Source organism: Sphingopyxis sp. DBS4 (assembly GCF_024628865.1).
Classification (GTDB): Bacteria; Pseudomonadota; Alphaproteobacteria; order Sphingomonadales; family Sphingomonadaceae; genus Sphingopyxis.
Genome location: NZ_CP102384.1, coordinates 3,505,753 through 3,528,444, shown reverse-complemented (window position 1 = coordinate 3,528,444; position 22,692 = coordinate 3,505,753). Strand labels below are relative to the sequence as shown.

The 22,692-nt window shown below is 66.8% G+C and carries 21 protein-coding genes; 16 read left to right on the top strand and 5 right to left on the bottom strand.

Going from position 1 to position 22,692, the window contains the following annotated elements; genetic code table 11:
- Positions 1-480 precede the first annotated feature (480 nt).
- The 5 genes from egtB to NP825_RS16870 all read left to right on the top strand — a co-directional run bounded on the left by egtB (position 481) and on the right by NP825_RS16870 (position 5,413).
- Positions 481-1,785 (top strand): ergothioneine biosynthesis protein EgtB, encoded by a 1,305-nt coding sequence (gene egtB, locus NP825_RS16890; protein WP_257545665.1) that lies wholly within the window; start codon positions 481-483, stop codon positions 1,783-1,785.
- Between the two features lie 2 nt (positions 1,786-1,787).
- Positions 1,788-2,774, top strand: a complete 987-nt coding sequence (gene egtD, locus NP825_RS16885) for an L-histidine N(alpha)-methyltransferase (RefSeq protein ID WP_257545663.1) — start codon at positions 1,788-1,790, stop codon at positions 2,772-2,774.
- A gap of 69 nt (positions 2,775-2,843) precedes the next feature.
- The gene (locus NP825_RS16880) at positions 2,844-3,710 is read left to right on the top strand and encodes a 3-hydroxyacyl-CoA dehydrogenase NAD-binding domain-containing protein (protein WP_257545661.1); all 867 of its coding nucleotides are present in this window, start codon (positions 2,844-2,846) and stop codon (positions 3,708-3,710) included.
- 57 nt (positions 3,711-3,767) lie between these two features.
- Positions 3,768-4,256, top strand: a complete 489-nt coding sequence (locus NP825_RS16875) for a hypothetical protein (protein WP_257545658.1) — start codon at positions 3,768-3,770, stop codon at positions 4,254-4,256.
- Between the two features lie 14 nt (positions 4,257-4,270).
- Positions 4,271-5,413, top strand: coding sequence for an epoxide hydrolase family protein (locus NP825_RS16870; RefSeq protein WP_257545656.1), 1,143 nt, complete (start codon positions 4,271-4,273; stop codon positions 5,411-5,413).
- Here NP825_RS16870 and NP825_RS16865 read toward each other — a convergent pair.
- Positions 5,408-6,727 (bottom strand): NupC/NupG family nucleoside CNT transporter, encoded by a 1,320-nt coding sequence (locus NP825_RS16865; RefSeq protein WP_257545654.1) that lies wholly within the window; start codon positions 6,725-6,727, stop codon positions 5,408-5,410. The genes NP825_RS16870 and NP825_RS16865 overlap by 6 nt on opposite strands.
- 665 nt (positions 6,728-7,392) lie before the next feature.
- Here NP825_RS16865 and NP825_RS16860 point away from each other — a divergent pair.
- The 6 genes from NP825_RS16860 to NP825_RS16835 are packed head-to-tail and all read left to right on the top strand — an operon-like array spanning position 7,393 to position 11,485.
- Complete coding sequence (locus NP825_RS16860; protein WP_257545652.1) at positions 7,393-8,040, top strand: queuosine precursor transporter; 648 nt, start codon at positions 7,393-7,395, stop codon at positions 8,038-8,040.
- On the top strand, positions 8,037-8,945 hold the full coding sequence (gene argB / locus NP825_RS16855) for an acetylglutamate kinase (protein ID WP_257545650.1): 909 nt from the start codon (positions 8,037-8,039) through the stop codon (positions 8,943-8,945). Before NP825_RS16860 ends, argB begins: the two co-directional genes overlap by 4 nt.
- Positions 8,946-8,984: 39 nt before the next feature.
- Positions 8,985-9,293 carry a YggT family protein gene (locus tag NP825_RS16850; protein WP_257545648.1) on the top strand — a complete coding sequence of 103 codons (309 nt, stop codon included), beginning with the start codon at positions 8,985-8,987 and terminating at the stop codon, positions 9,291-9,293.
- 1 nt (position 9,294) lies between these two features.
- Entirely contained in the window at positions 9,295-10,188 is an 894-nt protein-coding gene (folD, locus tag NP825_RS16845; RefSeq protein ID WP_257545646.1) for a bifunctional methylenetetrahydrofolate dehydrogenase/methenyltetrahydrofolate cyclohydrolase FolD, read from the top strand.
- The gene (locus NP825_RS16840; RefSeq protein WP_257545644.1) at positions 10,188-10,859 is read left to right on the top strand and encodes a hypothetical protein; all 672 of its coding nucleotides are present in this window, start codon (positions 10,188-10,190) and stop codon (positions 10,857-10,859) included. The genes folD and NP825_RS16840 overlap by 1 nt, the downstream gene beginning before the upstream one ends.
- Positions 10,856-11,485: a MarC family protein gene (locus NP825_RS16835; protein WP_257545642.1), complete on the top strand. Its 630-nt coding sequence runs from the start codon at positions 10,856-10,858 to the stop codon at positions 11,483-11,485. Before NP825_RS16840 ends, NP825_RS16835 begins: the two co-directional genes overlap by 4 nt.
- Before the next feature lie 135 nt (positions 11,486-11,620).
- Here NP825_RS16835 and NP825_RS16830 read toward each other — a convergent pair whose 3' ends face one another.
- A complete protein-coding gene (locus NP825_RS16830; protein WP_257545640.1) occupies positions 11,621-12,310 on the bottom strand; it encodes an OmpA family protein in 690 nt (229 codons plus the stop codon).
- Between the two features lie 247 nt (positions 12,311-12,557).
- Between NP825_RS16830 and NP825_RS16825 the strand changes: the two genes are divergently transcribed.
- Positions 12,558-13,880, top strand: coding sequence for a hemolysin family protein (locus NP825_RS16825; protein WP_257545638.1), 1,323 nt, complete (start codon positions 12,558-12,560; stop codon positions 13,878-13,880).
- Positions 13,881-13,930: 50 nt separating this feature from the next.
- Here the strand turns inward: NP825_RS16825 and NP825_RS16820 are convergent, their stop codons facing one another.
- From NP825_RS16820 to purD, 3 genes are all read right to left on the bottom strand, one after another.
- Positions 13,931-14,374 carry a hypothetical protein gene (locus NP825_RS16820; RefSeq protein WP_257545636.1) on the bottom strand — a complete coding sequence of 148 codons (444 nt, stop codon included), beginning with the start codon at positions 14,372-14,374 and terminating at the stop codon, positions 13,931-13,933.
- A gap of 260 nt (positions 14,375-14,634) precedes the next feature.
- Positions 14,635-15,267 carry a hypothetical protein gene (locus NP825_RS16815; RefSeq protein ID WP_257545634.1) on the bottom strand — a complete coding sequence of 211 codons (633 nt, stop codon included), beginning with the start codon at positions 15,265-15,267 and terminating at the stop codon, positions 14,635-14,637.
- Positions 15,268-15,361: 94 nt separating this feature from the next.
- Positions 15,362-16,639, bottom strand: a complete 1,278-nt coding sequence (gene purD / locus NP825_RS16810) for a phosphoribosylamine--glycine ligase (RefSeq protein WP_257545632.1) — start codon at positions 16,637-16,639, stop codon at positions 15,362-15,364.
- Between purD and xseA the strand changes: the two genes are divergently transcribed.
- From xseA to NP825_RS16790, 4 genes are all read left to right on the top strand, one after another.
- Positions 16,638-18,056 (top strand): exodeoxyribonuclease VII large subunit, encoded by a 1,419-nt coding sequence (xseA, locus tag NP825_RS16805; RefSeq protein ID WP_257545629.1) that lies wholly within the window; start codon positions 16,638-16,640, stop codon positions 18,054-18,056. The two genes, purD and xseA, sit on opposite strands and share 2 nt — an antisense overlap.
- An 87-nt stretch (positions 18,057-18,143) precedes the next feature.
- On the top strand, positions 18,144-18,350 hold the full coding sequence (locus NP825_RS16800) for a DUF2093 domain-containing protein (RefSeq protein ID WP_105998869.1): 207 nt from the start codon (positions 18,144-18,146) through the stop codon (positions 18,348-18,350).
- An 8-nt stretch (positions 18,351-18,358) separates the two neighbouring features.
- Entirely contained in the window at positions 18,359-19,270 is a 912-nt protein-coding gene (locus NP825_RS16795; protein WP_257545625.1) for a M23 family metallopeptidase, read from the top strand.
- 274 nt (positions 19,271-19,544) lie between these two features.
- Entirely contained in the window at positions 19,545-22,667 is a 3,123-nt protein-coding gene (locus tag NP825_RS16790; protein ID WP_257545623.1) for a TonB-dependent receptor domain-containing protein, read from the top strand.
- The last annotated feature ends 25 nt before the right edge of the window (positions 22,668-22,692 follow it).

Genomic DNA, 22,692 nt, shown 5'->3' with positions numbered 1-22,692 from the left:
AGAAGGCCATGTCGGCCGTTTCATGAGATTCGCGCAGAAGCGCAGAGATTTTGGTTCGCGCGGAGCCGCGGAGCCGCGGAGAGGCAGGTTCGGGCCGACAGGCCCGCCCTTTTTGTCGGGGATGCGGCAGGCCGCGGCGTTGCATGAAGAAAGCCGCTTTGCGGCAAGCCCCATCTCTCCGCGGCTCCGCGTGAACTTCATCTCTTCCTCTCTGCGATCTCTGCGCGAATCCCATCTACGTCAGCTTTTGCCGCGAAGCGGCCGCTTTACAGGTCTAGAGGGAATATAGGCCGATCAAATCCGGGGTCCCGCTCGATGACGGTGGCAAGCGTCACCCCGGATCAAGTCCGGGGTGACGGGAAGGCATGGCGCGTTTGAGCGCCCCACCTTGTTCCCTGAATGTTCTAGACATTCCTCCGTGCCGTAACCATATTCGCCCCCGCAGCGAAACCGAATCACCTTCCGGGGGATTGTCTCACTATGGCCAGCCGCACCGACGCATCGCCCGCTATTGACCCGCAGGGCGACCTGGCCCGGCGCTTCGCCGCGACCCGGCGGCTGTCGCTCGACCTCGTGGCGCCGCTCTCCGACGCCGATGCGAGCGCGCAGTCGATGCCCGACGCCTCGCCCGCGAAATGGCATCTCGCGCACACGAGCTGGTTCTTCGAGACGTTCGTGCTGCGCAATCATCTGCCTGGCTATCGCGCGTTCGACGATCGCTACGCCTATCTCTTCAACAGCTATTACGAGGCCGAGGGGCCGCGCCATGCGCGCCCGCGCCGCGGCCTGTTGACGCGACCGTCGCTGGACGAGGTCTGCATCTGGCGCGCGCATGTCGACGCCGCGGTGCAGAGCGCGCTTCCCGATCTGCCCCCGGCCGCGCTCGCGCTGGTCGAGCTCGGCATCCACCACGAGCAGCAGCATCAGGAATTGCTGCTCACCGATATCAAGCATCTCTTCGCCCAGAACCCGCTCGGTCCGGCGGCATGGCCGCGCGACGCTGCAATCGCGAATGAAGTTGCGCACTTTTCTGCGCCTCTCACGCCCGCAGCCAAAAGCGCGGGCGCGCTCCAGTGGGTCCGCGGCGCGGAAGGCGTGGTGTCGGTCGGCCACGACGGCGATGGCTTCGCCTTCGACTGCGAACGCCCGCGCTTTTCGGCGCTGCTGACCTCGCACGCGCTCGCCAGCCGCCCGGTGACGAACGGCGAATGGCAGGAATTCGTCGCCGACGGCGGCTATCATACCCCGTCGCTGTGGCTCAGCGACGGCTGGGCGTGGGTGCAGGCGGAGGATGTCGAAGCGCCCGCCTATTGGCGCGAGGGGCATTCTTTCACCCTGTCGGGCTGGCAGGCGATCGACCCCGCGGCGCCGGTGACCCATATCAGCTTCTATGAGGCCGATGCTTTCGCTACCTGGGCCGGCGCACGTCTGCCGACCGAACAGGAGTGGGAGGCGGCCGCCGCCGCCTGCGACCCGCAGGGCGGCCAGCAACTCGACGCGGCCGGGCCGGCGCAGCCCGCGGCTGCGTCCGCCGACACAGGCTTGCAACAGATGTTCGGCAGCGTGTGGGAATGGACCGGCAGCGCCTATCGCCCCTATCCCGGCTTCCGCGCCGCGCCGGGCGCGGTCGGCGAATATAATGGCAAGTTCATGAGCGGGCAGTTCGTGCTGCGCGGCGGAAGCTGCGCAACCCCGCGCGGCCATATGCGCGCCAGCTACCGCAATTTCTTTTACCCCCACCAGCGCTGGCAATTCACCGGCGTTCGGCTCGCGAAAGACCTCTGATCATGGGTATCGTGCGTCAACTTCGGCAGATTTCCGCCGACGATAGCGGCGTCGACCCGGCTTTCCGCGCCGACGTCCATGCCGGGCTGTCGCAGCGGCAGAAGGCGATTCCCGCGCGCTGGTTCTACGACGCGACCGGATCGGCGCTGTTCGAGGATATTACCGCGCTGCCCGAATATTATCCGACGCGCAGCGAAACCGACCTGCTGACGCGCCACGCCGCCGACATGGCGGCGGCGATCGGGCCGGGCCGCGCGGTCGTCGAACTCGGCTCGGGCAGCTCGACCAAGACGCCCTTGCTGCTTCAGGCGATCGGGCCCGCGGCCTATGTTCCCGTCGATATTTCGGGCGACTTCCTGCGTGACAGCGCGACCGCGCTCGCGGCGCGCTTTCCGGGGCTTCCCGTCTATCCGGTCGAGGCCGATTTCACCCACAAGGTCGATTTGCCGCGCGAGATCGCCGCGCTGCCCAAGCTCGGCTTCTTTCCGGGCTCGACGATCGGCAACATGGTCGCACGCACCGCGATCGACCTCTTGCGCGGCTGGCGCGCCACGCTCGGCGACGGGGCGCTGCTTTTGATCGGAGTCGACCGGATCAAGGATGTCACGACGCTCGAACTGGCCTATGACGATCCTGCGGGAGTCACCGCGGCGTTCAACATCAACCTGCTCGAACGCATCAATCGCGAGCTGGACGGAACGATCCCGGTCGATAATTTCATGCATCGGGCGAGCTGGAACGATGTGCACGCGCGGATCGAAATGCATCTCGTCGCCGCGTGCGACATGGAGTTCATCGTCGACGGACGCGCCTATGCGATGACGAAGGGCGAAACGATCCACAGCGAGAACAGCCATAAATACGGTCCCCGCGACGCGAACCTGCTGCTCCGCGCCGGCGGCTGGACCCCGGTGCGGACCTGGGACGATGTCGACCCCGCCTTCGCGCTGATCCTGGCCGAAGCGACCGAGTTCCGCTCCGCCCCTTGACGCGCCCCTCTTGACCGGGCGGGGCGAGGCCGTAGGGGAACGCCACGGTTTCCAGCGAAAGGGCAGAACATGATCGTCGGCGTCATCGGGGCAGGGCAAATGGGCGCGGGGATCGCGCAGGTGTCGGCGGGGGCCGGTCACGACGTGCTGCTGGCCGACATCGACATCGCCCGCGCCGAAGCGGGCAAGGCCGGCATCGCTAAGGCGCTCGGCCGGCTGGTGGTGAAGGAAAAGATGACGCAGGCCGACGCCGACGCGCTGCTCGGCCGCATCACGCCGGTCGCGGACCATGCCGCTTTCGCCCCCGCCGACCTCGTCGTCGAGGCCGCGACCGAGCGCGAGGAGATCAAGCGCGCGATCTTCGCGAGCGTCGGCCAGCATCTTTCGGACACCGCGATCCTCGCCAGCAACACCAGCTCGATTCCGATCACCCGCCTCGCACAGGCGGCGCCCCATCCGGCGCGCTTCATCGGCGTTCATTTCTTCAACCCGGTGCCGGTGATGGGCCTGATCGAGCTGATCCGCGGCCTCGCCACCAGCGACGCAACGCTCGCGGCGGTGGAGGCCTATGGCCGCGGCCTCGGCAAGGAGATCGTCCATGCGAACGACGCGCCGGGCTTTATCGTCAACCGCGTGCTGATGCCGCTGATCAACGAGGCGATCTTCGCACTCGGCGAAGGCGTTGCGACGATGCAGGACATCGATACCGGCTGTCGCCTCGGCCTCAACCATCCGATGGGGCCGATCACCCTCGCCGACTTCATCGGCCTCGACACCTGCCTCGAGATCATCCGCGTGCTGCAGTCGGGCACCGGCGACCCGAAATTCCGCCCCGCCCCGCTGCTCGTCCAATATGTCGAGGCAGGCTGGGTCGGCAAGAAAGCGGGGCGCGGCTTCTACGACTGGACCGGGCCAGAGCCGGTGCCGACGCGCTAAAAAGGGCGCGCGGTCTTCGCGGCCGGGGATATGATGACGGGCAAAGGGAGATTCGCCATGATTCGCATCTTCGCCGCCAGCCTGCCCCTTCTCGCTTTCGCTGCCGCCGCGCCGGTCCACGCCCAAGAGGGCGCGCCCGAGGATTCGACGGTGAAGGACACCGCGAACAGCGTCACCGAACCCTTCGATGGCAAGGAGGTGCCGCCCAAGCTGCAGGCGGTCGTCGGGGCGCCCTATTCGCTCGCAGGGCTCGGCAAATGCGCGGCGATCATCCGCGAGATCACCGAACTCGACGCCGTGCTCGGCCCCGACGTCAACGAGACGGTCGACAAGAGCCGGGCGCAGAAGCGCGAGGAGACCGCCGGCCGCGTCGCGGGCAGCGTCGCGGGGTCGGTCATCCCCTTGCGCGGGCTGATCGGCGAAGTCACCGGCGCCAATGCCGAACGCCGACGCTATGCCGAGGCGGTCTATGCCGGAACGGTGCGACGCGGCTTTTTGAAGGGCGTCGGGCTCGAACGCGGCTGCAAGGCCCCGGCGCGGCCCTGAGCGGGGGGAGATTCATGCAGGTCGCCGACATTCGTCCCTTCACCATCGACGTGCCGCAGGCGGCGCTCGACGACCTTGCGGCGCGGCTCGCGAACACGCGCTGGCCGGAGAAGGAGACAGTCGGCGACTGGGATCAGGGCGTCCCGCTCGCCTATGCGCAGCAGCTCGCGGCTTACTGGCGACAGGATTATGATTGGCGCAAGGTCGAGGCGCGCCTCAATGCGCTGCCCAATTATCTCGCGATGGTTGACGGGCTCGACATCCATTTCCTGCACATCCGCTCGGCCAATCCCGCGGCGCGGCCGCTCGTGCTGACCCATGGCTGGCCGGGGTCGGTGCTCGAATTCCTCGACGTGATCGAGCCGCTGTCGGCCGACTATCATCTCGTGATCCCGTCGCTGCCGGGCTACGGCTTTTCGGGCAAGCCGACCGAGGCCAAATGGAACGTCGAGCATATCGCGGCGGCGTGGGACGCGCTGATGCGCGCGCTCGGCTATCCGCGCTATTTCGCGCAGGGCGGCGACTGGGGCAGCGCGGTGACGTGTGCGATCGGCATGAATCACGCCGACCATTGCGCGGGCATCCACGTCAACATGGTCGTCGGCGCGCCGCCACCCGATCTGATGGCAGACCTGATCGACGCCGAAAAAACCTATCTCGCGCGCTTCCAATGGTATCAGGCGAAGGACAGCGGCTATTCGACGCAGCAGGCGACGCGGCCGCAGACCCTCGGTTACGGCCTTGCCGATTCGCCGGTCGGGCAGATGTGCTGGATCGTCGAGAAATTCCACGGCTGGACCGATTGCGGACACGAGCCCGGCGGGCAGTCGATCGGCGGCCACCCCGAAAAATCATTGTCACGCGATGCGATGCTCGACGATGTCAGCCTGTATTGGCTGACCAACAGCGCGGCGTCGTCGGCACGGCTCTATTGGCATAGTTTCCGCAGCTTCGCGGCGGGCGAAATCCACGTCCCGACCGGATGCAGCCTGTTCCCGAACGAAATCATGCGCCTGTCGCGTCGCTGGGCCGACCGGCGCTACAAAAATATCGTCCATTGGAACGAACTGCCCCGCGGCGGTCATTTCGCCGCCTGGGAGCAGCCTGATCTGTTCGTGGAAGAGGTGCGGACAGCGCTGGCGAAAATGGCGCTATAGTGGCTTTGCAGGGGCGGCCGGGGCCGGAGCCGCGATAGCCGCCGCCGCGGCGGCTGGCGGCGGCGCGGCAGGCGGCGCGATGCCCAGCATCAGTCCCGCGAGGGCCGCCGACATCAGGTTCGACAGGCTGCCCGCGAGCAGCGCCTTCAGGCCCAGCTTCGCGATCATCGGCCGCTGGCCCGGCGCGAGGCCGCCCGTCACCGCCATCTGGATCGCGATCGAGCTGAAATTGGCGAAGCCGCAGAGGGCAAAGGTCGCGATCGCGATCGATGCGGGCGACAGGCCGCTCTGCACCTTGCCAAGGTCGATGAAGGCGACGAATTCGTTGAGCACGATCTTGGTGCCGAACAGCCCGCCGACCGCGCCGCTTTCGTCCCACGGCACCCCCATCAGCCACATCACGGGGCGAAAGATCGTGCCGATGATCGCCTGAAACGACAGGTCGGGGTATCCGAACCAGCCGCCGATCCCGGCGAGCAGCCCGTTGGCGAGCGCGACGAGCGCGACGAAGGCGAGCACCATCGCGCCGACCGCGACCGCCAGCCGGACGCCGGTCTGTGCGCCCTGCGCCGCCGCCATGATGATGTTCGCGGGCTTTTCCTCGTCGTGGCTCGCTTCGGGCATGATAACGGGTTCGATGCCCAGATCCTTGGGATCGTCGGGCATCATGATCTTCGCCATCAATATGCCGCCCGGCGCCGACATGAAGCTGGCGGCGAGCAGATAGGGCAGCAATTGCTCGCCGATCATGCTGGCATAGGCGCCGAGGATCGTCCCCGCGACCCCCGCCATGCCGACCGTCATCACGGTGAAGAGCTGCGACGGCGTCAGGCTGGCGAGATAGGGGCGGATGACGAGCGGGCTTTCGCTCTGCCCTACGAAGATGTTCGCCGCGGCGCCCAGGCTTTCGACCTTGGTGATGCCGGTGATCTTCTGGATCGCGCCGCCGACCCATTTGATCACGAGTTGCATGATGCCGAGATAATAAAGGATCGAGATCATCGAGGCGAAGAAGATGATCACGGGCAGCGCCGCGATCGCGAAGCTGTGCCCGCCCATCTCGGGCCCGGCGAGCGGGCCGAAGATGAAGTCGGTCCCCGCCTTGGCATAGCCGAGCAGGTTGGAGACACCGCCCGACATCGCCTGGATGATGCTGCGCCCCCAGGGGGTGCCGAGCACGAGCAGCGCGAAACCGGCCTGCAGCAGAAAGGCGGGAATGACGACGCGGGGGCGAATCCAGCGCCGGTTGGAGGAGAAGAGCAGGGCGATCGCAAGCAATGCGACGATGCCGAGCAGACCGATCAGGCGTTCCATGAAAAAATGCGTCCCCCGCAAGATTGTTGCGTCCTGTCTAGCGGGCTTTGGCGGCGGGGCAAGAGTGTGCGGCATGGCGCGGTGCCGGTTCGGGATGGCGCCGGGAAAAGGCGCAGATTGGGATGGCCAGTTCCGACCGGAAGCGGCCGCTCCTCTCCCCTCCCGCAGGCGGGAGGGGTCGGGGGTGGGCAGCGACGGTGCAATGGCCCACCCCGCTGCGACTAACGAACAAAGTTCGTAAGTCTCGCTGCCCCTCCCGCTTGCGGGAGGGGAAAGGAGCGCCATCCTTCAACGTCCGCTTCCTACCCCCACAGCGGACATTGGCTTCAAATAAACCTTTCCTACATTATCCGGCTATGCCAGCTTTCATCCGGCTCTTTCACTTGGTGGATGAAGACGGTCGCGGCGAAGCGGGAACCGGATGCGTTCAGCACAGCGCGAAGCCCCAATCGAAGGCTGCAATAGGCTGAACTTTTCTGAACTTTGGAATTGCGACGTCGCCTTCGTACAGACCGGCTCCGCGCCACGACGACGCACGAAGGCAGGGCATCTCCCGGATATTCGCTGGGGCTTGGCAATCCAGCCAACCTCCATTGTCTCGCCGCGTGTCCGCGCCATTGTTTCCCGGTCTTTCCAGCGTCCGCAAAACCGACTATCGGGCGCCGATGGAAACTGGCTCTTCGCGCGTCATCGCGCCATCGCTGCTGCTGTTCGCGATCCTCTATGGCGGCATGGTTCCGCTCGGCGGCTTTCTGGGCGCGAAGCAGGTCGCGCTGGGGCCGCTCGCGGTCGAGGCTGGGATTTTCCCCTTTCTGACGCTGATCGCGATATCGAGCGGCATCGCCGAGCTGCACGGGCGCGTCGTGGCGGACCGGATGGTGCGGCTGGGCTTCATCCCGCTGGTGCTCGCGATCATCCTTGCCTTGTTCGTCCTCCAGCTTCCGACCGATGCCGGGATGTACGAGCCTGCGAAAGAGGCCTTTCCGATCATCGTCGGGCAAAGCTGGCGGATGATGGCGGCCGGAATCATCGCCTATGGCGTTTCGGTCAGCCTCAACGTCTGGATCTTTGCGCGGATGACCGCGAACAACGGCCGGTTGCTGCCGCTCCGCGGTTTCATCGCCGCGGCCTTGAGCCAGATCGTCGACACGCTGATCTTCATCACGATCAGCTTTTACGGCGTCCGTCCGATCGCCGATCTGATGCTCGGCCAGATGATCGCCAAGGTCGTGCTGTCGGCGGTGATGGTGCCGCTGCTCGTGATGGCGGTCGTCGCCATCGGCCGCAAACTCGACGCGAACAACGCTGGATGACGCCCGTGACAGACCCTTCGAAAATGCCCGACCTGCTCGCCAAGGCCGAAACGCTCGTCGAGGCGCTGCCCTATCTGCAACGCTATGCGGGCGAGACATTCGTCATAAAATATGGCGGCCACGCAATGGGCGACCCCGAGGCGCAGCGCGACTTCGCCGAGGATGTGGTGTTGCTGAAAGCCGTCGGGATCAACCCGGTGGTCGTCCATGGCGGCGGCCCGCAGATCGGCCGGATGCTGAAGCAACTAGGCATCGAATCGCAGTTCGTCGGCGGCTTGCGCGTCACCGATGCCGCGACCGCCGAGGTCGCTGAGATGGTGCTCGCGGGCAAGATCAACAAGGAGATCGTCGGCTGGATCGCCGGGCTCGGCGGCCGCGCGGTCGGCCTGTCGGGCAAGGACGCCAATCTGGTGCTCGCCGAAAAGGTGACGCGCAGCGAGCCCGACCCCAATTCGGGAATCGAGCGCCACGTCGACCTGGGCTTCGTCGGCGAGCCGGTCGCGGTCGACCCGACGATCCTGACCAATCTGGCGAACGACAATTTCATTCCGGTGGTGGCGCCGGTCGCGCTCGGCGCCGACGGGGCGACCTACAATATCAACGCCGACACGATGGCGGGGGCGATCGCCGGCGCGCTCGGCGCAAAGCGTTTCTTTCTGCTAACCGACGTCGCGGGGGTGCTCGACAAGGCAGGGGCGCTGCTCACCGACCTCGACCGCACGGCGATCGACGCGCTCAAGGCCGACGAGACGATCACCGGCGGCATGATTCCCAAGGTCGAAACCTGTGTCGCGGCGGTCGACGCCGGGGTCGAGGCGGCAGTCATCCTCGACGGGCGCATCCCGCACGCGATGCTGCTCGAAATTTTCACCGCACGGGGTGCGGGCACGCTGATTCATCGCTAGGGTGCGGGCCGTGACCGACGCTTCTCGCCGGAGAATTTGATGTATCTGATGTTTCTGCAAATCCTGTCGATCCTACTCAATATCCTGTGGTGGATCATCATCGTGCAGGCGGTGATGTCGTGGCTGATCGCCTTCAACGTCATCAACACCCACAATGATTTCGTCGGTCAGCTCTGGTATGTGCTCGAGCGGATCACCGAGCCGCTCTATCGCCCGTTCCGGCGCATCATGCCCGATTTCGGCGGGCTCGACCTGACGCCGATGGTCGTGCTGATCCTGATCATCATCCTGCGCGGGCCGGTGATTTCCTATCTTTACACGCTCGGCGTCAATTCAGGAGCGATCTGAAATGGCGGCGGACGTCATCGACGGCAAGGCGTTCGCGGCGGGGCTGCGCGCGCGGATTGCCAAGGCGGTCCCGGCATTCGAGGCCGCGACGGGCCGGGTTCCCGGTCTCGCCGTCGTCCTCGTCGGCGACGATGCGGCGAGCCAGGTCTATGTCGGTGCCAAGGGCAAGGCGACCGTTGCGGCGGGGATGAAGAGCTTCGAATATCGCCTGCCCGCCGACGCGGCACAGGACGAACTGCTGGCGTTGGTCGCCCGGCTCAACGCCGACCCTACGGTCGACGGCATTCTCGTCCAGCTACCGCTCCCCAAGGGTTTCGACGAAAAGCGCGTGATCGCGGCGATCGATCCCGACAAGGATGTCGACGGCATCACCCCGACCAATGCCGGGCGGCTTGTGCTCGGCGCCGACGCACTCGTATCGTGCACGCCGCTCGGCTGCCTGATGATGCTGCGCGATTTGCTCGGCGACCTGAGCGGCCTCGATGCCGTGATCGTCGGCCGCTCGATCCTGTTCGGCAAGCCGATGGCGCAGCTTCTCCTCCAGGCCAATTGCACGGTGACGATGGCGCACAGCCGGACGCGCGACCTGCCCGCGGTGTTGCGGCGCGCCGACATCGTCATCGCGGCGATCGGCCAGCCCGAATATATTCGCGGCGACTGGCTGAAGGCCGGCGCGGTCGTCCTCGACGGCGGAATCAACCGGCTGCCGCCCGCGCCGGGCAAAGCCAAGGGGCGGATCGTCGGCGATGTCGCTTTCGACGAAGCCTTGCCGCACGTCCGCGCGATCACGCCCGTTCCCGGCGGCGTCGGCGCGACGACGATCGCCTGCCTGCTGCGCAACACGCTGGTCGCCGCGCATCGCCGCGCGGGGCTCGCCGATCCGGAGGGATTCTGATGCGCAGGCTGACCGTGGCGGCGACGGCGCTTGCCATGATCGCAAGCGGGGCTGTCGCAGCCCGCGAACGCAACCGCCCGCTCTCCGCGAATCCCAGCGGTTTCATTGCCGCGGAATTAGCCTTTGCACGGCTGGCGCAGGAAAAGGGACAATGGACCGCCTTTCGCGAGACGGCGGCGCCCGATGCGGTGATGTTCGTGCCGCAGCGGGTAAAGGCGCACGACTGGCTGAAGTCGCAGAGGGACCCAGCCGAGGCGGTAAAGTGGCAACCGCATGCGGTCTATGTCAGCTGCGACGGCAATGTCGGGGTGACCACCGGTGCCTGGCAAAACGGGCCGGCGAACGGTTATTTCACCACCGTGTGGCTCCGCGATCCCAAGAAGGGCAAGATGACGTGGGTGCTCGACCATGGCGATAGCCTGACGACCCCGCTCGCCGCGCCCGACTTCATCGAATCGAAGCAGGCGAAATGCGGCTCGCGGCCGGCGGTGCCGATCGAAGCGGGCGAGGAGGGCGATGATAGGGCGGTCGGCCTGTCGCCCGACCAGACGCTGAGCTGGACCTCGACCGTTCATCCCGACCAGTCGCGGCGCGTCACCGTCCGTCTGTGGGACGGCAAGGATATGAAGACCGTCATCGACAATCAGGTCGCGGCCCCGAAACAGCCATGATCGACCTCTTCATCTCGGCCTTCGTGACGCTGTTCGTCGTCATCGACCCGCCGGGCTGCGCGCCGATCTATGCCAGCCTGACGACCGGCGCCAGCGTGCAGCAGCGGCGGTCGATGGCGATCCGCGCGACGCTGATCGCCGGAGGCATATTGATCTTCTTCGCGATGTTCGGCGAAGCCTTGTTGTCCTTCCTGCACATCGACCTCGACAGTTTCCGCATCGCCGGCGGCATCATGCTGTTCATCATCGCGATCGACATGGTGTTCGAGAAGCGCACCGAGCGACGCGAGCAGCGCGCCGAGAAGATCAAGGCAACCCCCGAGGTCGAGGATGTCTCGGTCTTTCCGATGGCGATGCCGATGCTCGCCGGGCCGGGATCGATCGCCTCGGTCATGCTGCTCGTCGCCAAGAACAACGGGCTCGATCGGGCGCTGGTGATCTTTGGCGCGCTGTTGCTCGTGCTCGCGCTGACGCTTGCGGCGCTGCTCGCGGCGGGGCCGTTGATGCGGCTGATCGGCAACAAGGCCGAAGCGGTGATCACCCGCCTGCTCGGCGTTCTGCTCGCGGCACTGGCGGCGCAGTTCGTGATCGACGGGCTGAAGGCGAGCTTTCCGAGTTTGGGCTGATTTTGCTTTCCGCGAAGCGGAAAGCTGCGGCACCGGCCCGCTCCCCCACCCGGCCTCCCAACAGCGTATCCTGAAATGGGAGGCCGGGTGGGGGAGCGGGCCGGTGCCGTTCCCGGCGTTAGCCGGGAAAATGACTTACCGCGCGTTGTTGACGTCGTTCTGGGTCACCGGGGCGATGCGGATTTCGACGCGGCGGTTGCACTGATAATCGGCCTCGCTGCGCTCGGGGGCGCATTTGAGCTGCGATTCGCCATAGCCCATCGTTGCCATGCGCGCGCGGTTGACGCCGCGGCTGGAGAGATAGTCGGCGACCGACGAGGCGCGGCGCTCCGACAGACCCTGGTTATAGCTGTCGCTGCCCTGCGAATCGGTGTGGCCGTAGACGTCGATATAGGTGCTCGGATATTCGGACAGGGTCGAGGCGACGCTGTCGAGCGCGCTGCGGAACTGCGATTTCACGACCGCGCTGTTAAGGTCGAAGGTGACGTCGCCGGGCATGTTGAGCACGAGCTGGTCGCCCTGGCGCTCGACATCGATGCCGGTGCCCGCGGTGCGTTCGCGCAGCTTCTTTTCCTGCTGGTCCATATAATAGCCGACGCCCGCACCGGCGACCGCGCCGATCCCGGCGCCGACGATCTTTTCGGTGCGGTCGCGCCGTCCGCCGACGAGATCGCCGAGCAGATAGCCACCGAGCGCGCCGCCGATGCCGCCGATCGCGGCCTTCGAGATCGTCTGCTTGCCCGTTTCGGGATCGGTCACGCAACCGGTGAGCGCGAGTGCGCCGATGCTGGCGAGGGCGGCGAGCTTGATCGTCTTGCTGTTCATGTCTTTGGCTCCCTTTATAGTGGCGGCCGCTTGCTGGCCCTGCGCACCGCCGTCCGTGTCGATAACATATGCCGCGCCAACTGGTTCCAGAATCCGGCTGAACCCCCGCTGAGCGAAGTCGCAAAGCGGAGTCATTGTGCTTTGCCGCCGCTATCGCCTATAGGGCGGAAATGACCCAAGCCGACAGGGGCCGGGCGCCCGCGCGCCGCATGGCCGCCGCCCCCCATGACCGCCTGATGACCGCCCGATGAGCCCTTTCCCCTGGTCCGACGTCGCGATCATCGCGGTGCTGATCCTCCTCAACGGCCTGTTCGCCCTGTCCGAGCTCGCGATCGTCTCGGCGCGCGGGCCGCGTTTGCAGGCGGCCGAGAAACGCGGCAGCCGCGGCGCGAAGATCGCGCGCCAGCTTGCCGCCGACCCCGGTCGCTTCCTGTCGACGGTGCAGGTCGGCATCACGCTGATCGGCATATTGGCGGGCGCCTATTCGGGCGCGAGCCTTGGGCAGCCGGTCGCCGACCGGCTCGCGGCCTGGTTCGGGATCGATGCCGAACATGCCCAGGCGGCGGGCTTTGCGGTCGTCATCGGCGTCACTACCTATTTTTCGCTGATCGTGGGCGAATTGGTGCCCAAGCAGTTCGCGCTGCGCGCGCCCGAACCGATCGCGATCGCGATGGCGACGCCGATGTTCTGGCTGTCGCGCGTCGCGGCGCCACTCGTATGGCTGCTCGACAACAGCTCGGCGATCGTGTTCCGCCTGCTGGGTCTCAACCGCGAGTCCGAGGATCGGGTGACCGCCGAGGAATTGCACCTGATCGTCGCCGAGGCGTCGAAATCGGGCGTGATCGAGGAAAGCGAGCGCGCGATCATCTCGGGCGTCGTCCGCCTTGCCGACCGGCCGGTGCGCGAAGTGATGACGCCGCGCATCGACGTCGACTGGATCGACATCGCGTCGGACGACGACGCGGTGCGCGCCAAGCTGCTCGAAAGCCCGCACACGCGGCTGCCGGTCGCGCGCGGCTCGGTCGACGACATCGCCGGCATCGTCCAGGCGCGCGACATCGCCGGGGCGCTGTTCCGCGGCGAAACGCTCGATCTCGAGAAGCTGATCCGCCCGGCGAAGGTGATCCACGACCAGATCGACGCGATGGACGCGCTCGAGGGCCTGCGCGCCGCCGACGTGCCGATGCTGCTCGTCCACGACGAATATGGGCATTTCGAGGGACTGGTGACGCCCGCCGACCTGCTGTCGGCGATCGCGGGCGAATTCGCGTCGGATCAGGATATCGGCAGCGAGCCCTTCGTCACCGAGCGCGACGACGGCAGCCTGCTGATCGCGGGATCGATGCCCGCCGACCAGATGGCCGAACGGCTGGGAATCGAGCTGGCGGGCGACCGCGACTATGCGACCGCGGCGGGGCACGCGCTGGCGATCCTCAAGCATCTGCCCGCCGAAGGCGAGAGCTTCACCGATCGCGGCTGGAAGTTCGAGATCGTCGACATGGATGGGCGCAAGATCGACAAGCTGCTGGTCAGCGAAATCCGCAAGCCGAAGGAGGACGAAGACGAGTGACGCGCCGCTTTTGTCGCGCCTAAAGCGACAAAAGATACGGACGTGCGCCGTCATTCTGTCTCCTTTGTCGCTTTAGCGGGATAGGGCGGCGTCGCTTCGTCGCGCAATGCGGCGTGGATAATGGCCATGTCGGGACCGCCGCTGACGTCGATCGCGCCGCCCTTGAGGACGCGAACGGTCGTAACGCCGTTGAGCGCGCGATCCATCGCGATGCTGTACTGATGCGTGCGCCCCATCGAAATCGCGCGGTCCCACGCGGAAGCAAAGCTGGCCGCTTCGGGGCGATCGCGGAGGCGATAGGCCGAGGCGCGGCCCATCCCGACGGCTTTCGCGGCCTTTCCCACCGAACCCATGGCTTCGAGCGCACGGACGAAGCGCGCCTGCGTTTCGGCCGTCCAGCCGTCGGCGCGGTTGCGCTGCTGCGGCACCGGAGCGAAGGCGAGGCAACTATCGGCGAGCAGCCGTGCGGGCGAAGGTGAAGCGGTGCGTTCCATCCGCCAGCTTGGAGCATGGCGGAACAATGTAGGAAAGGATTATCTGGCGGGTGGTGGGTCGACCGTTTGGGGTGGAGAGCGGCCATAAATCCTCCCCGGCACGGGGAGGGGGACCACCGAAGGTGGTGGAGGGGCAGGTGCGTCATGGCGCGCCTTTTCTGGATCGAAGCGCAAACCGAGGGTGCCCCTCCACCATGCTTCGCATGGTCCCCCTCCCCGTGCCGGGGAGGATTTATGGCCGCTCCCGGTCGAAACCGGCCCTACAGTTCTCCGCCCAGCGCTCCATATTTGGCCTCGAACCCGGCCTTGTCGCCGCGCGCGAGATAGCTTGCCTGGTCGACGATATTGTCGCGCGCGATGCGGCCCTGGAAGGCGCCGAGCTGCGGATCGATCGCCGCGATGTCGGCGTCGGTCCAGTCGGCGATTTGCTGGAAGCTGGTGACGCCGAGGCCGTTCAGGAGGCCGGCGAGCTTGGGGCCGATGCCTTTCAGGAGCTGGAGATTGTCGGCCTTCGCCGCGGGAGCCGGTGCGGGCGCGGGGCTCGGCGCTTTCGCGGCCAGTTCCGGCGCGGGTTCGGCGGGGATCGTGGGCTCTTCGGGAATCTCCGCTGCCGGTGGGGCGGGCGGGGGAGGCGGCGGGGTTTCGGCAACGGGCGCCGGTGCAGGCGGCGGTGCTACGGGCGCTGGCGCCGGTTCCTTCGGCTTGAAGCGCGCGGGTTCGGCGGCGACGATCTCGGGCTTTACGGCCTCGAGCGGCTTCTTCGGCTCGGCGGGCGGCGTGACGGGGGGAGCGATCTCCTCGGGACGGTTGCGGCCGAACAGCCACCACAGAAGCACGACCGCGACGACGAGGCCGACGACCGCGATGATCATATTTTCCTGAAGCCAAGCCATAGCGTTCTCCCTGATTTCGTATCAGCTTATTCGCGGGTTTTGCCGGCGTCTACCCGTTCGTCATCCCGGCCTTCGCCGGGATGACGGGCTGGCTCTACTCCGTCTCGCGCGCGACCTCGCGCCAGCCGATGTCGCGGCGGCAGAAGCCGCTGGGGAAGTCGAGCTTGTCGACCGCGGCATAGGCGCGCGCCTGCGCCTCGGCGACGCTCTTGCCCGTCGCGGTGACGTTCAGGACGCGGCCGCCCGCCGCGACCAGCGTGCGGTCGTCGCGCGCGGTGCCGGCGTGGAAGACGCGCACGCCGCCCGCCTCGGCATCGGCGATGCGGCGGATCGCGCCGCCCTTTTCGGGGGTGCCGGGATAGCCCTTCGCTGCGATGACGACGGTCAGCGCATAGTCGTGCGAAAAGACCGGCGGCTCGGCATCGGCGAGCGCGCCGGTCGCGGCGGCGTGGAGCAGCGCGGCGAAATCGCCCTTGAGGCGCATCATCAGCACCTGGCATTCGGGGTCGCCGAAGCGGCAATTATATTCGATCAGCTTCGGTCCCGCATCGGTGAGCATCAGCCCGGCGAAGAGGACGCCGACATAAGGCGTGCCCTCGGCGGCGAGCGCCGCCACGGTCGGGCGGACGATGCGGTCCATCACCTGCGCTTCGAGTTCGGCGGTCAGCACTGGCGCGGGGCTGTAGGCGCCCATGCCGCCGGTGTTGGGGCCGGTGTCGCCGTCGCCGACACGCTTGTGGTCCTGCGCGCTGCCGAAGGCGAGGACGTTCGTGCCGTCGGAGAGCGCGAAGAAGCTCGCCTCCTCGCCGGTCATATACTCCTCGATCACCACTTCGGCGCCCGCGCCGCCGAAGGCGCCCGCGAACATCTCCTCGACCGCCGCTTCGGCGTCTTCGCGCGTTTCGGCGATGATCACGCCCTTGCCCGCGGCGAGGCCGTCGGCCTTGATGACGACGGGAATCGAAAAGCCGTCGAGCAGCGCGAGCGCTTCCTCGGCCGAGGAAGCGCGGGCATAGGCGGCGGTCGGGATGCCGGCGCGCGCGCAGAGGTCCTTGGTGAAGCCCTTCGATCCTTCGAGCCGCGCGGCGGCCGCACCCGGCCCGAAGACCGGCACGCCGATCTCACGCAGCCGGTCGGCGAGCCCGGCGACGAGCGGCGCCTCGGGCCCGACGACGACGAAGTCGATCGCATGGGCGCGGACAAAGGCGATCAGCCCGTCGAGGTCATCGGCGGCGATCGGCACGCACTCGGCGTGGAGCTCGATCCCCGGGTTGCCCGGAGCGGCATAGAGCTTGGCGCAGCTTGGCGATTGTGCCAGTTGCCAGCTCAGCGCATGTTCGCGGCCCCCCGACCCGATGAGCAGGATATTCATGGCAGTCCCTTTTCCCGATATGGCGTCCGGCGACGAGAGTGAAGCGCGGCTGTTAGCCGAGGCCGCACCGGGGGACAATGCTCCCGCGCTGTCGGTGAGCCAATTGTCGGCGGCGATCAAGCGCACGGTCGAGGACGGCTTTTCGCGGGTTCGCGTGCGCGGCGAGCTGTCAGGCGCGAAGCGTGCGGCGTCGGGGCATTTCTATGCGGCGCTCAAGGACGACAATGCCCTGATCGACATGGTGATGTGGAAGGGGCAGGCGGGGCGTCTCGCTTTCCGGCCCGAGGACGGGATCGAGGTGATCGCGACCGGGAAGCTCACCACTTACCCCGGGCGCTCCAAATATCAGCTCGTCGTCGACAGCCTCGAAGTCGCGGGCGAGGGCGCGCTGATGCTGCTCTTCGAGAAATTGAAGGCGCGGCTCGGCGGCGAGGGGCTGTTCGACCGCGAGCGCAAGCAGCCGCTGCCGCGCCTGCCGCGGATCATCGGCGTCGTCACCTCGCCGACCGGGGCGGTGATCCGCGACATTCTCCACCGCCTCGCCGATCGCTTTCCGACGCATGTGATCGTCTGGCCAGTGCTGGTGCAGGGCGAAGGCGCGGCGGCGCAGGTCGCGAAGGCGGTGCGCGGCTTCGATGCGCTCGCGCCCGGCGGGCCGGTGCCGCGTCCTGATCTGGTCATCGTCGCGCGCGGCGGCGGGTCGATCGAGGATCTGTGGGCGTTCAACGAAGAGGTCGTCGTGCGCGCGATCGCCGACTGCCGCATCCCGACGATCAGCGCGGTGGGGCACGAGACCGACGTGACGCTCGCCGACTATGTCGCCGACGTGCGCGCGCCGACGCCGACCGCCGCCGCCGAGCTGGCGGTGCCGGTGCGCGCGGAGCTTGCCGCCGAGCTGGCGGCGCGTGGCGGGCGGATGATCGGCGCGGCGAGCCGCCATGCCGCGCTCGCGCGTGAGCGGCTGGTCGCGCTGGCGCGGCACCTGCCGAAGCGCGAAGCGCTCTATGCGCCGCAGCGCCAGCGGCTCGACGACGCGCAGGGGCGAATCGACCGCGCGCAGCGGCACCGGCTCGCGGTGGTCGCCGAGCGGCTGGCGTCGCGGTCGGGGGCGCTGCGGCCGTCGCTGCTCGCACGAAGGCTCGACCGCGATCGCGCGCGGCTGGAGGGGCTCGAACGGTTGTTCGCCTCGCTCGACCCGCGTGCGCTCTTGTCGCGCGGCTATGCGATGGTGCGCGATGCCGGCGGGGCGATCGTGACGAGCGCGGCCAAGGCGCGCGCCGCGGGGCATCTGCGGCTGCAGTTCGCCGACGGCGACGTGCCCGCCGAGGTCGTCGATGGCGACGCGCCGCCGCCCGCGCAGCGCCCCACGCGCAAGGCGCCACCGGCGCCGGGCCGGGGGCAGGGCGAGCTGTTCTGACCGGCGTGTTGTGACGGCAGGGGTGGTCCGCGGCCGCCCGGCTGCTATAGTCGGGACGATAGTCTCTCTCGCAACGGATTTTGAATCATGCTGATCGCCAGCCGCAACCGCCTCGCCCGCCTGCACTATGGCCCCAACGGCTTTCGCGTGCTGTCGCCGGGCGACCATGTGCTGTGCGCGGTGACCGGGGTGCCGATCGGGCTCGACGAGCTTCGCTATTGGTCGGTCGCACGGCAGGAGCCCTATGCGACCGCCGCGCTTTCGGTGCAGGCCGCGCTCGACAGCAAGGCGTGACGCGGTCGATGCGGGCGCCGCACCTGCTGGCGGCATTGGCGCTGCTGACGGTCGCCGCGGGATGCGTGCCGGCTTCGGACGCGCCGGCGAAGCCCGCGCCTTCGCCCTTCACCGACCCCGGACCGCCGTTGCCGCCACCAGCCGCGCCGCCGGTGCGCGCCGATTTCCTGCTGCGCGGGACGCCCGAACAGGGCGCGGTGATGCTGGGGCAGGCGCCGGGCGGGACGCGGACGCTGACGCTCGACGGCCAGGGCGTGCCGCTGGCGTCCGACGAGAGCTTCCTGATCGCCTTCGATCGCGACGCCGGCCCCTCGGCGCTGCTCGTCGCGACGCTCGCGTCGGGGCAGCGGGTCGAGCGGGTGCTGACGGTCGCCGCGGGAAGCTGGCGGATCGAGCATATCAACGCGCCGTATCGCGGCAGCGCGTCGAGCGACGCCGAGTTCGCGCGGCGGCGCCCGGCTGAGCTCGCCCAGATCGCCGCGGCGCGTGCGACGCCGGTCGAATCGAACGGCTGGCGGCAAAAATTCCGTTGGCCGGTGACCGGGCGCTTTTCGGGCTTCTTCGGATCGCAGCGCGTCTATCAGGGCAAGCCCGGCAGCTATCACAGCGGCACCGATGTCGCGGTGCCCGCGGGAACGCCTTTCTTCGCGCCCGCCGACGGGGTGGTGACGCTCGCGGCGGCGGCGCCCTTCACGCTCGAGGGCAATCTGCTGATCGTCGACCACGGCATGGGGCTGTCGAGCGCTTTCCTCCATTGCCAGCGGCTCGACGTGAAGGTCGGCGACCGGGTGACGCAGGGCCAGCCGCTCGGACTTGTCGGGCGGACGGGGCGGGCGACGGGACCGCACCTCCATTGGGGACTCAAATGGCGCGACGCGCGTCTCGACCCCGGCAAGCTTGCGGGGTCGATGGGCAATTAAGCGCTGCCGTCACCGGCGCAAACTCGTTTCGCGTGAAACAAAATGTCGTAATCGGAGTGCGCAAGGTTATTGCGTTTCGCCTTTTCTCAAAGCTGTTGCAAATTCGTCACAATGACCCCGGAAACCGCAGAGATGGCGGCAATTTTCCTTTACCCGCAGGAAGCGAGGCTCCATCCCCGGCTTAACCGGGGAATAAAGTGTAGGGGCGATGATTCTGCTCGTGCGCGCTAGTTCCCGGATCGATTTCAGCCAACAGATTCAGGGGAACTGGCTCGTGAAAATAAACTCTACCCAAGCCGTTTTGAGGGCCGCTGCCGCACCGATCGCCTTGTGCATCGCACTGACGTCGTCGGTGGCTTTCGCGCAGAGCGACGCCGATAGCACGATCACGAGCGACACCGCGTCGTCGTCGGACGGCGACACGATCATCGTCACCGGTTCGCGCGTTCGCCGCGACAATTTCGAAACGGCGAATCAGGTCAATGTGATCACGCGTGGCGATTCGGTCCTGGCGGGCTCGCGCTCGACCGCGGACGTCCTGCAGAGCTCGAGCATCACCTCGGGCACGTCGCAGATCAACGGCTCGTTCCTCGGCTTCGTTTCGGAAGGCGGCCCGGCGGCCAGCACGGTCGGCCTGCGCGGCCTGTCCTCGTCGCGTACGCTCGTCCTTCTCAACGGCCGCCGCCTCGCGCCGGCCGGCGTTGGCCCGCAGCTCGTCGCGGCGGACCTCAACGTCCTGCCGACCGGCGTGATCCAGCGCATCGAAGTGCTGCGCGAAGGCGCCTCGTCGGTCTATGGTTCGGACGCGATCGCGGGCGTCGTCAACGTCATCACCGACCCGAAGGTTGAAGGCCTGACCTTCGACGTCTTCACCGACCAGCCGATCGAGCATGGCGGCGGCGGCCGCAACTATCGCGCCTCGGTCGTGGCCGGCAAGGTCTTCGATCGCGGCCATATCACCGCGTCGTTCGAATATCGCGAACAGACGGGCATGCGCGTCGGCGATCGCGGCATCTACAGCTGCCCGCGCGACCTTTATTTCGACCCCGCCACGGGCGCGGAAGTCGGCGCCGTCGATCCGTCGACCGGCCAGCTGATGTGCTTCCCCTACACGACCAACGGCGGTTCGGGCATCGCCAGCGGCTATGGCATCTACTTCAAGTTCGCCAATGGCGAGCAGGGCCGCATCCGCTATGACGAGAACGGCAATAGCGAGATCGTCAACGGCATCTTCCGCGGCGCTCCCAGCTCGGCGCAGCTCAAGGATCACATCATTTCGCCGGTCCGCACCTATACGGGCTATCTCAACGGCGCTTATGAGCTCGACGCGCTGGGCGATGCGGAAATCTATACCGAGGCGCTGTTCACCCGCCGCGAATCGCACCAGGATTTCACGGGGCAGATCAGCATCGATCCGAGTCAGCTCAGCCCCAATATCGAAATCTATGGCGGCAGCTATGCCGGGACGCCGCTCTCGGATTACGGCTATCCGACGAGCCCCTTCTTCCCGACTGCGCTGTCGAGCCAGGGCATCAACTATTACACGCCCTTCATCGTCCCGCAGACCCAGCGCAGCAGCAGCCAGCGCGTCGATTTCCTTCGCTGGAACGGCGGCCTGCGCGGCAATCTGGGGATCGGCGACTGGCGCTATGACGGCAATTTCCAATATTCGCACACCAAGTCGCGCTATTCGACGACGCAGACCACTCCGGAACGCCTGAGCAACGCGCTGCAGACCGTGCTCGCTCCTGCCGGCACGCCGGAAGAGCTGATCACGCGCGCCACCGCCTATCAGGCGGGCGCGGGCAACGCCTATACCTGCGCATCGAACGTCGATGGCAGCGGCAATCTGATCGCGGGCGCGAGCTGCGTTCCGTTCAACATGTACGACCTCAGCATCCTGCGCGACGGCAATATTCCGGCGAACGTCTATAATTATCTCTATCAGCCGGACGTCGGCCACACCAAGTTCGACCAGACGACCTTCACGCTGAACCTCGACGGCTCGCTGTTCGAGATCCCCGGCGGCATGGTCCGCGCGGCGATCGGTTTCGAGCATCGCCGCGACAAGCTGGTCGACACGCCGTCGCTCGATGCGCAGGCAGCGAACCTCTACAACTACAGCTCGGCGCAGATCACCAAGGGCTCCGACACGGTCGACGAGGTCTATGGCGAGCTCAACATTCCGTTGCTGAGCAACATACCGTTCGCGCGCCTGCTCGAACTCGATGTGTCGGGCCGCTATACCCACTATAAATCCTATGGTTCGGACTTCACCTACCATTTCAACGGACAGTGGGCGCCCAACGACATCATCCGGTTCCGCGGCAACTACGGCACGTCGTTCCGCGCGCCGAACCTCTATGAGCAGTTCGTCGCCGACCAGACCGGTTTCTATGGTCCCAATGCGGATCCCTGCTCGGGCTTCGGTGCCGGCTATTCGCCGGGCGATACGGTCTATGACAATTGTTTTGCAGTGCTGAACCCGATCCTCGGCCCGGATGGAGCTGTCAACTATATCGCGACGGCCGGCCCGATGGTCACGACGCGCGGTGGCGCGGGCTTGCTGAAGGCCGAAAAGTCGCGCTCTTACGGCTTCGGGGTCGTGCTGACCAGCCCGCGCGGACCGGTCAACGCCTCGCTGGCGATCGACTATTGGAACGTGAAGGTGAAGGGCGAGGTCACGACCCTCGGTTCGCTGATCCTCCAGCGCTGCTACGAAGCGGAGGATTTCCCGAACAATGAATATTGCGCGCTGATCGATCCGCGTCGCCCCGCCGGCGACCCGCAGCAGGGAACCCTCGATTCGTTCCTCAACCCGTATCTGAACGTCTCGCAGCAGGCGGCCGAGGGCATCGACTTCGATCTGCGCTTCGAGGCTCCGGTCGCGGGCGGCCGGTTCGTGGCGACCGCCACGGCGACGCGCAACATCCATCAATATTATCAGCTGTTCGCGACCGATGCGAAGCAGGATTATAACGGCACGCTGGGCGTCCAGGGCTTCGGCGCCGGGCCGAAGTGGGTCGGAAATCTCGACCTGCGCTATACCTTCCCCGGCGACAAGGTCACCATGCGCTATGGCGTGAAATATGTCGGCAAGCAGGATTCGTCGGCTTTCGCCGATGGTACGCCGCCCGCGCCGTTCCTCGGCACGGTGGATTACGATCTGGTCGCCGAAACCTATTGGGAACATGGTCTTTCGGTCCAGTGGAAGCTCGAGGACATCGGTCAGGTGACCTTCGGTGTGAACAATCTGTTCAATGCCAAGCCGCCGATCATTTCCTCCTGCCCGGTTTCGGCGTGCCAGTTCACGCGCGTCGGCAACCGCTTCAACTCGAGCAACTATGACCTGATCGGTCGCTCGCTGTTCCTGAACGTGACGCGCACGTTCAAGTGATGCGGCGGGTGCGGCTTCGCACCCG

Bases quoted from the DNA above. Each gene is read 5' to 3' on its own strand.
- egtB (WP_257545665.1), top strand. From the start codon at position 481: ATGGCCAGCCGCACCGACGCATCGCCCGCTATTGACCCGCAGGGCGAC.
- egtD (WP_257545663.1), top strand. From the start codon at position 1,788: ATGGGTATCGTGCGTCAACTTCGGCAGATTTCCGCCGACGATAGCGGC.
- NP825_RS16880 (WP_257545661.1), top strand. From the start codon at position 2,844: ATGATCGTCGGCGTCATCGGGGCAGGGCAAATGGGCGCGGGGATCGCG.
- NP825_RS16875 (WP_257545658.1), top strand. From the start codon at position 3,768: ATGATTCGCATCTTCGCCGCCAGCCTGCCCCTTCTCGCTTTCGCTGCC.
- NP825_RS16870 (WP_257545656.1), top strand. From the start codon at position 4,271: ATGCAGGTCGCCGACATTCGTCCCTTCACCATCGACGTGCCGCAGGCG.
- NP825_RS16865 (WP_257545654.1), bottom strand. From the start codon at position 6,727: ATGGAACGCCTGATCGGTCTGCTCGGCATCGTCGCATTGCTTGCGATC.
- NP825_RS16860 (WP_257545652.1), top strand. From the start codon at position 7,393: ATGGAAACTGGCTCTTCGCGCGTCATCGCGCCATCGCTGCTGCTGTTC.
- argB (WP_257545650.1), top strand. From the start codon at position 8,037: ATGACGCCCGTGACAGACCCTTCGAAAATGCCCGACCTGCTCGCCAAG.
- NP825_RS16850 (WP_257545648.1), top strand. From the start codon at position 8,985: ATGTATCTGATGTTTCTGCAAATCCTGTCGATCCTACTCAATATCCTG.
- folD (WP_257545646.1), top strand. From the start codon at position 9,295: ATGGCGGCGGACGTCATCGACGGCAAGGCGTTCGCGGCGGGGCTGCGC.
- NP825_RS16840 (WP_257545644.1), top strand. From the start codon at position 10,188: ATGCGCAGGCTGACCGTGGCGGCGACGGCGCTTGCCATGATCGCAAGC.
- NP825_RS16835 (WP_257545642.1), top strand. From the start codon at position 10,856: ATGATCGACCTCTTCATCTCGGCCTTCGTGACGCTGTTCGTCGTCATC.
- NP825_RS16830 (WP_257545640.1), bottom strand. From the start codon at position 12,310: ATGAACAGCAAGACGATCAAGCTCGCCGCCCTCGCCAGCATCGGCGCA.
- NP825_RS16825 (WP_257545638.1), top strand. From the start codon at position 12,558: ATGAGCCCTTTCCCCTGGTCCGACGTCGCGATCATCGCGGTGCTGATC.
- NP825_RS16820 (WP_257545636.1), bottom strand. From the start codon at position 14,374: ATGGAACGCACCGCTTCACCTTCGCCCGCACGGCTGCTCGCCGATAGT.
- NP825_RS16815 (WP_257545634.1), bottom strand. From the start codon at position 15,267: ATGGCTTGGCTTCAGGAAAATATGATCATCGCGGTCGTCGGCCTCGTC.
- xseA (WP_257545629.1), top strand. From the start codon at position 16,638: ATGGCAGTCCCTTTTCCCGATATGGCGTCCGGCGACGAGAGTGAAGCG.
- purD (WP_257545632.1), bottom strand. From the start codon at position 16,639: ATGAATATCCTGCTCATCGGGTCGGGGGGCCGCGAACATGCGCTGAGC.
- NP825_RS16800 (WP_105998869.1), top strand. From the start codon at position 18,144: ATGCTGATCGCCAGCCGCAACCGCCTCGCCCGCCTGCACTATGGCCCC.
- NP825_RS16795 (WP_257545625.1), top strand. From the start codon at position 18,359: ATGCGGGCGCCGCACCTGCTGGCGGCATTGGCGCTGCTGACGGTCGCC.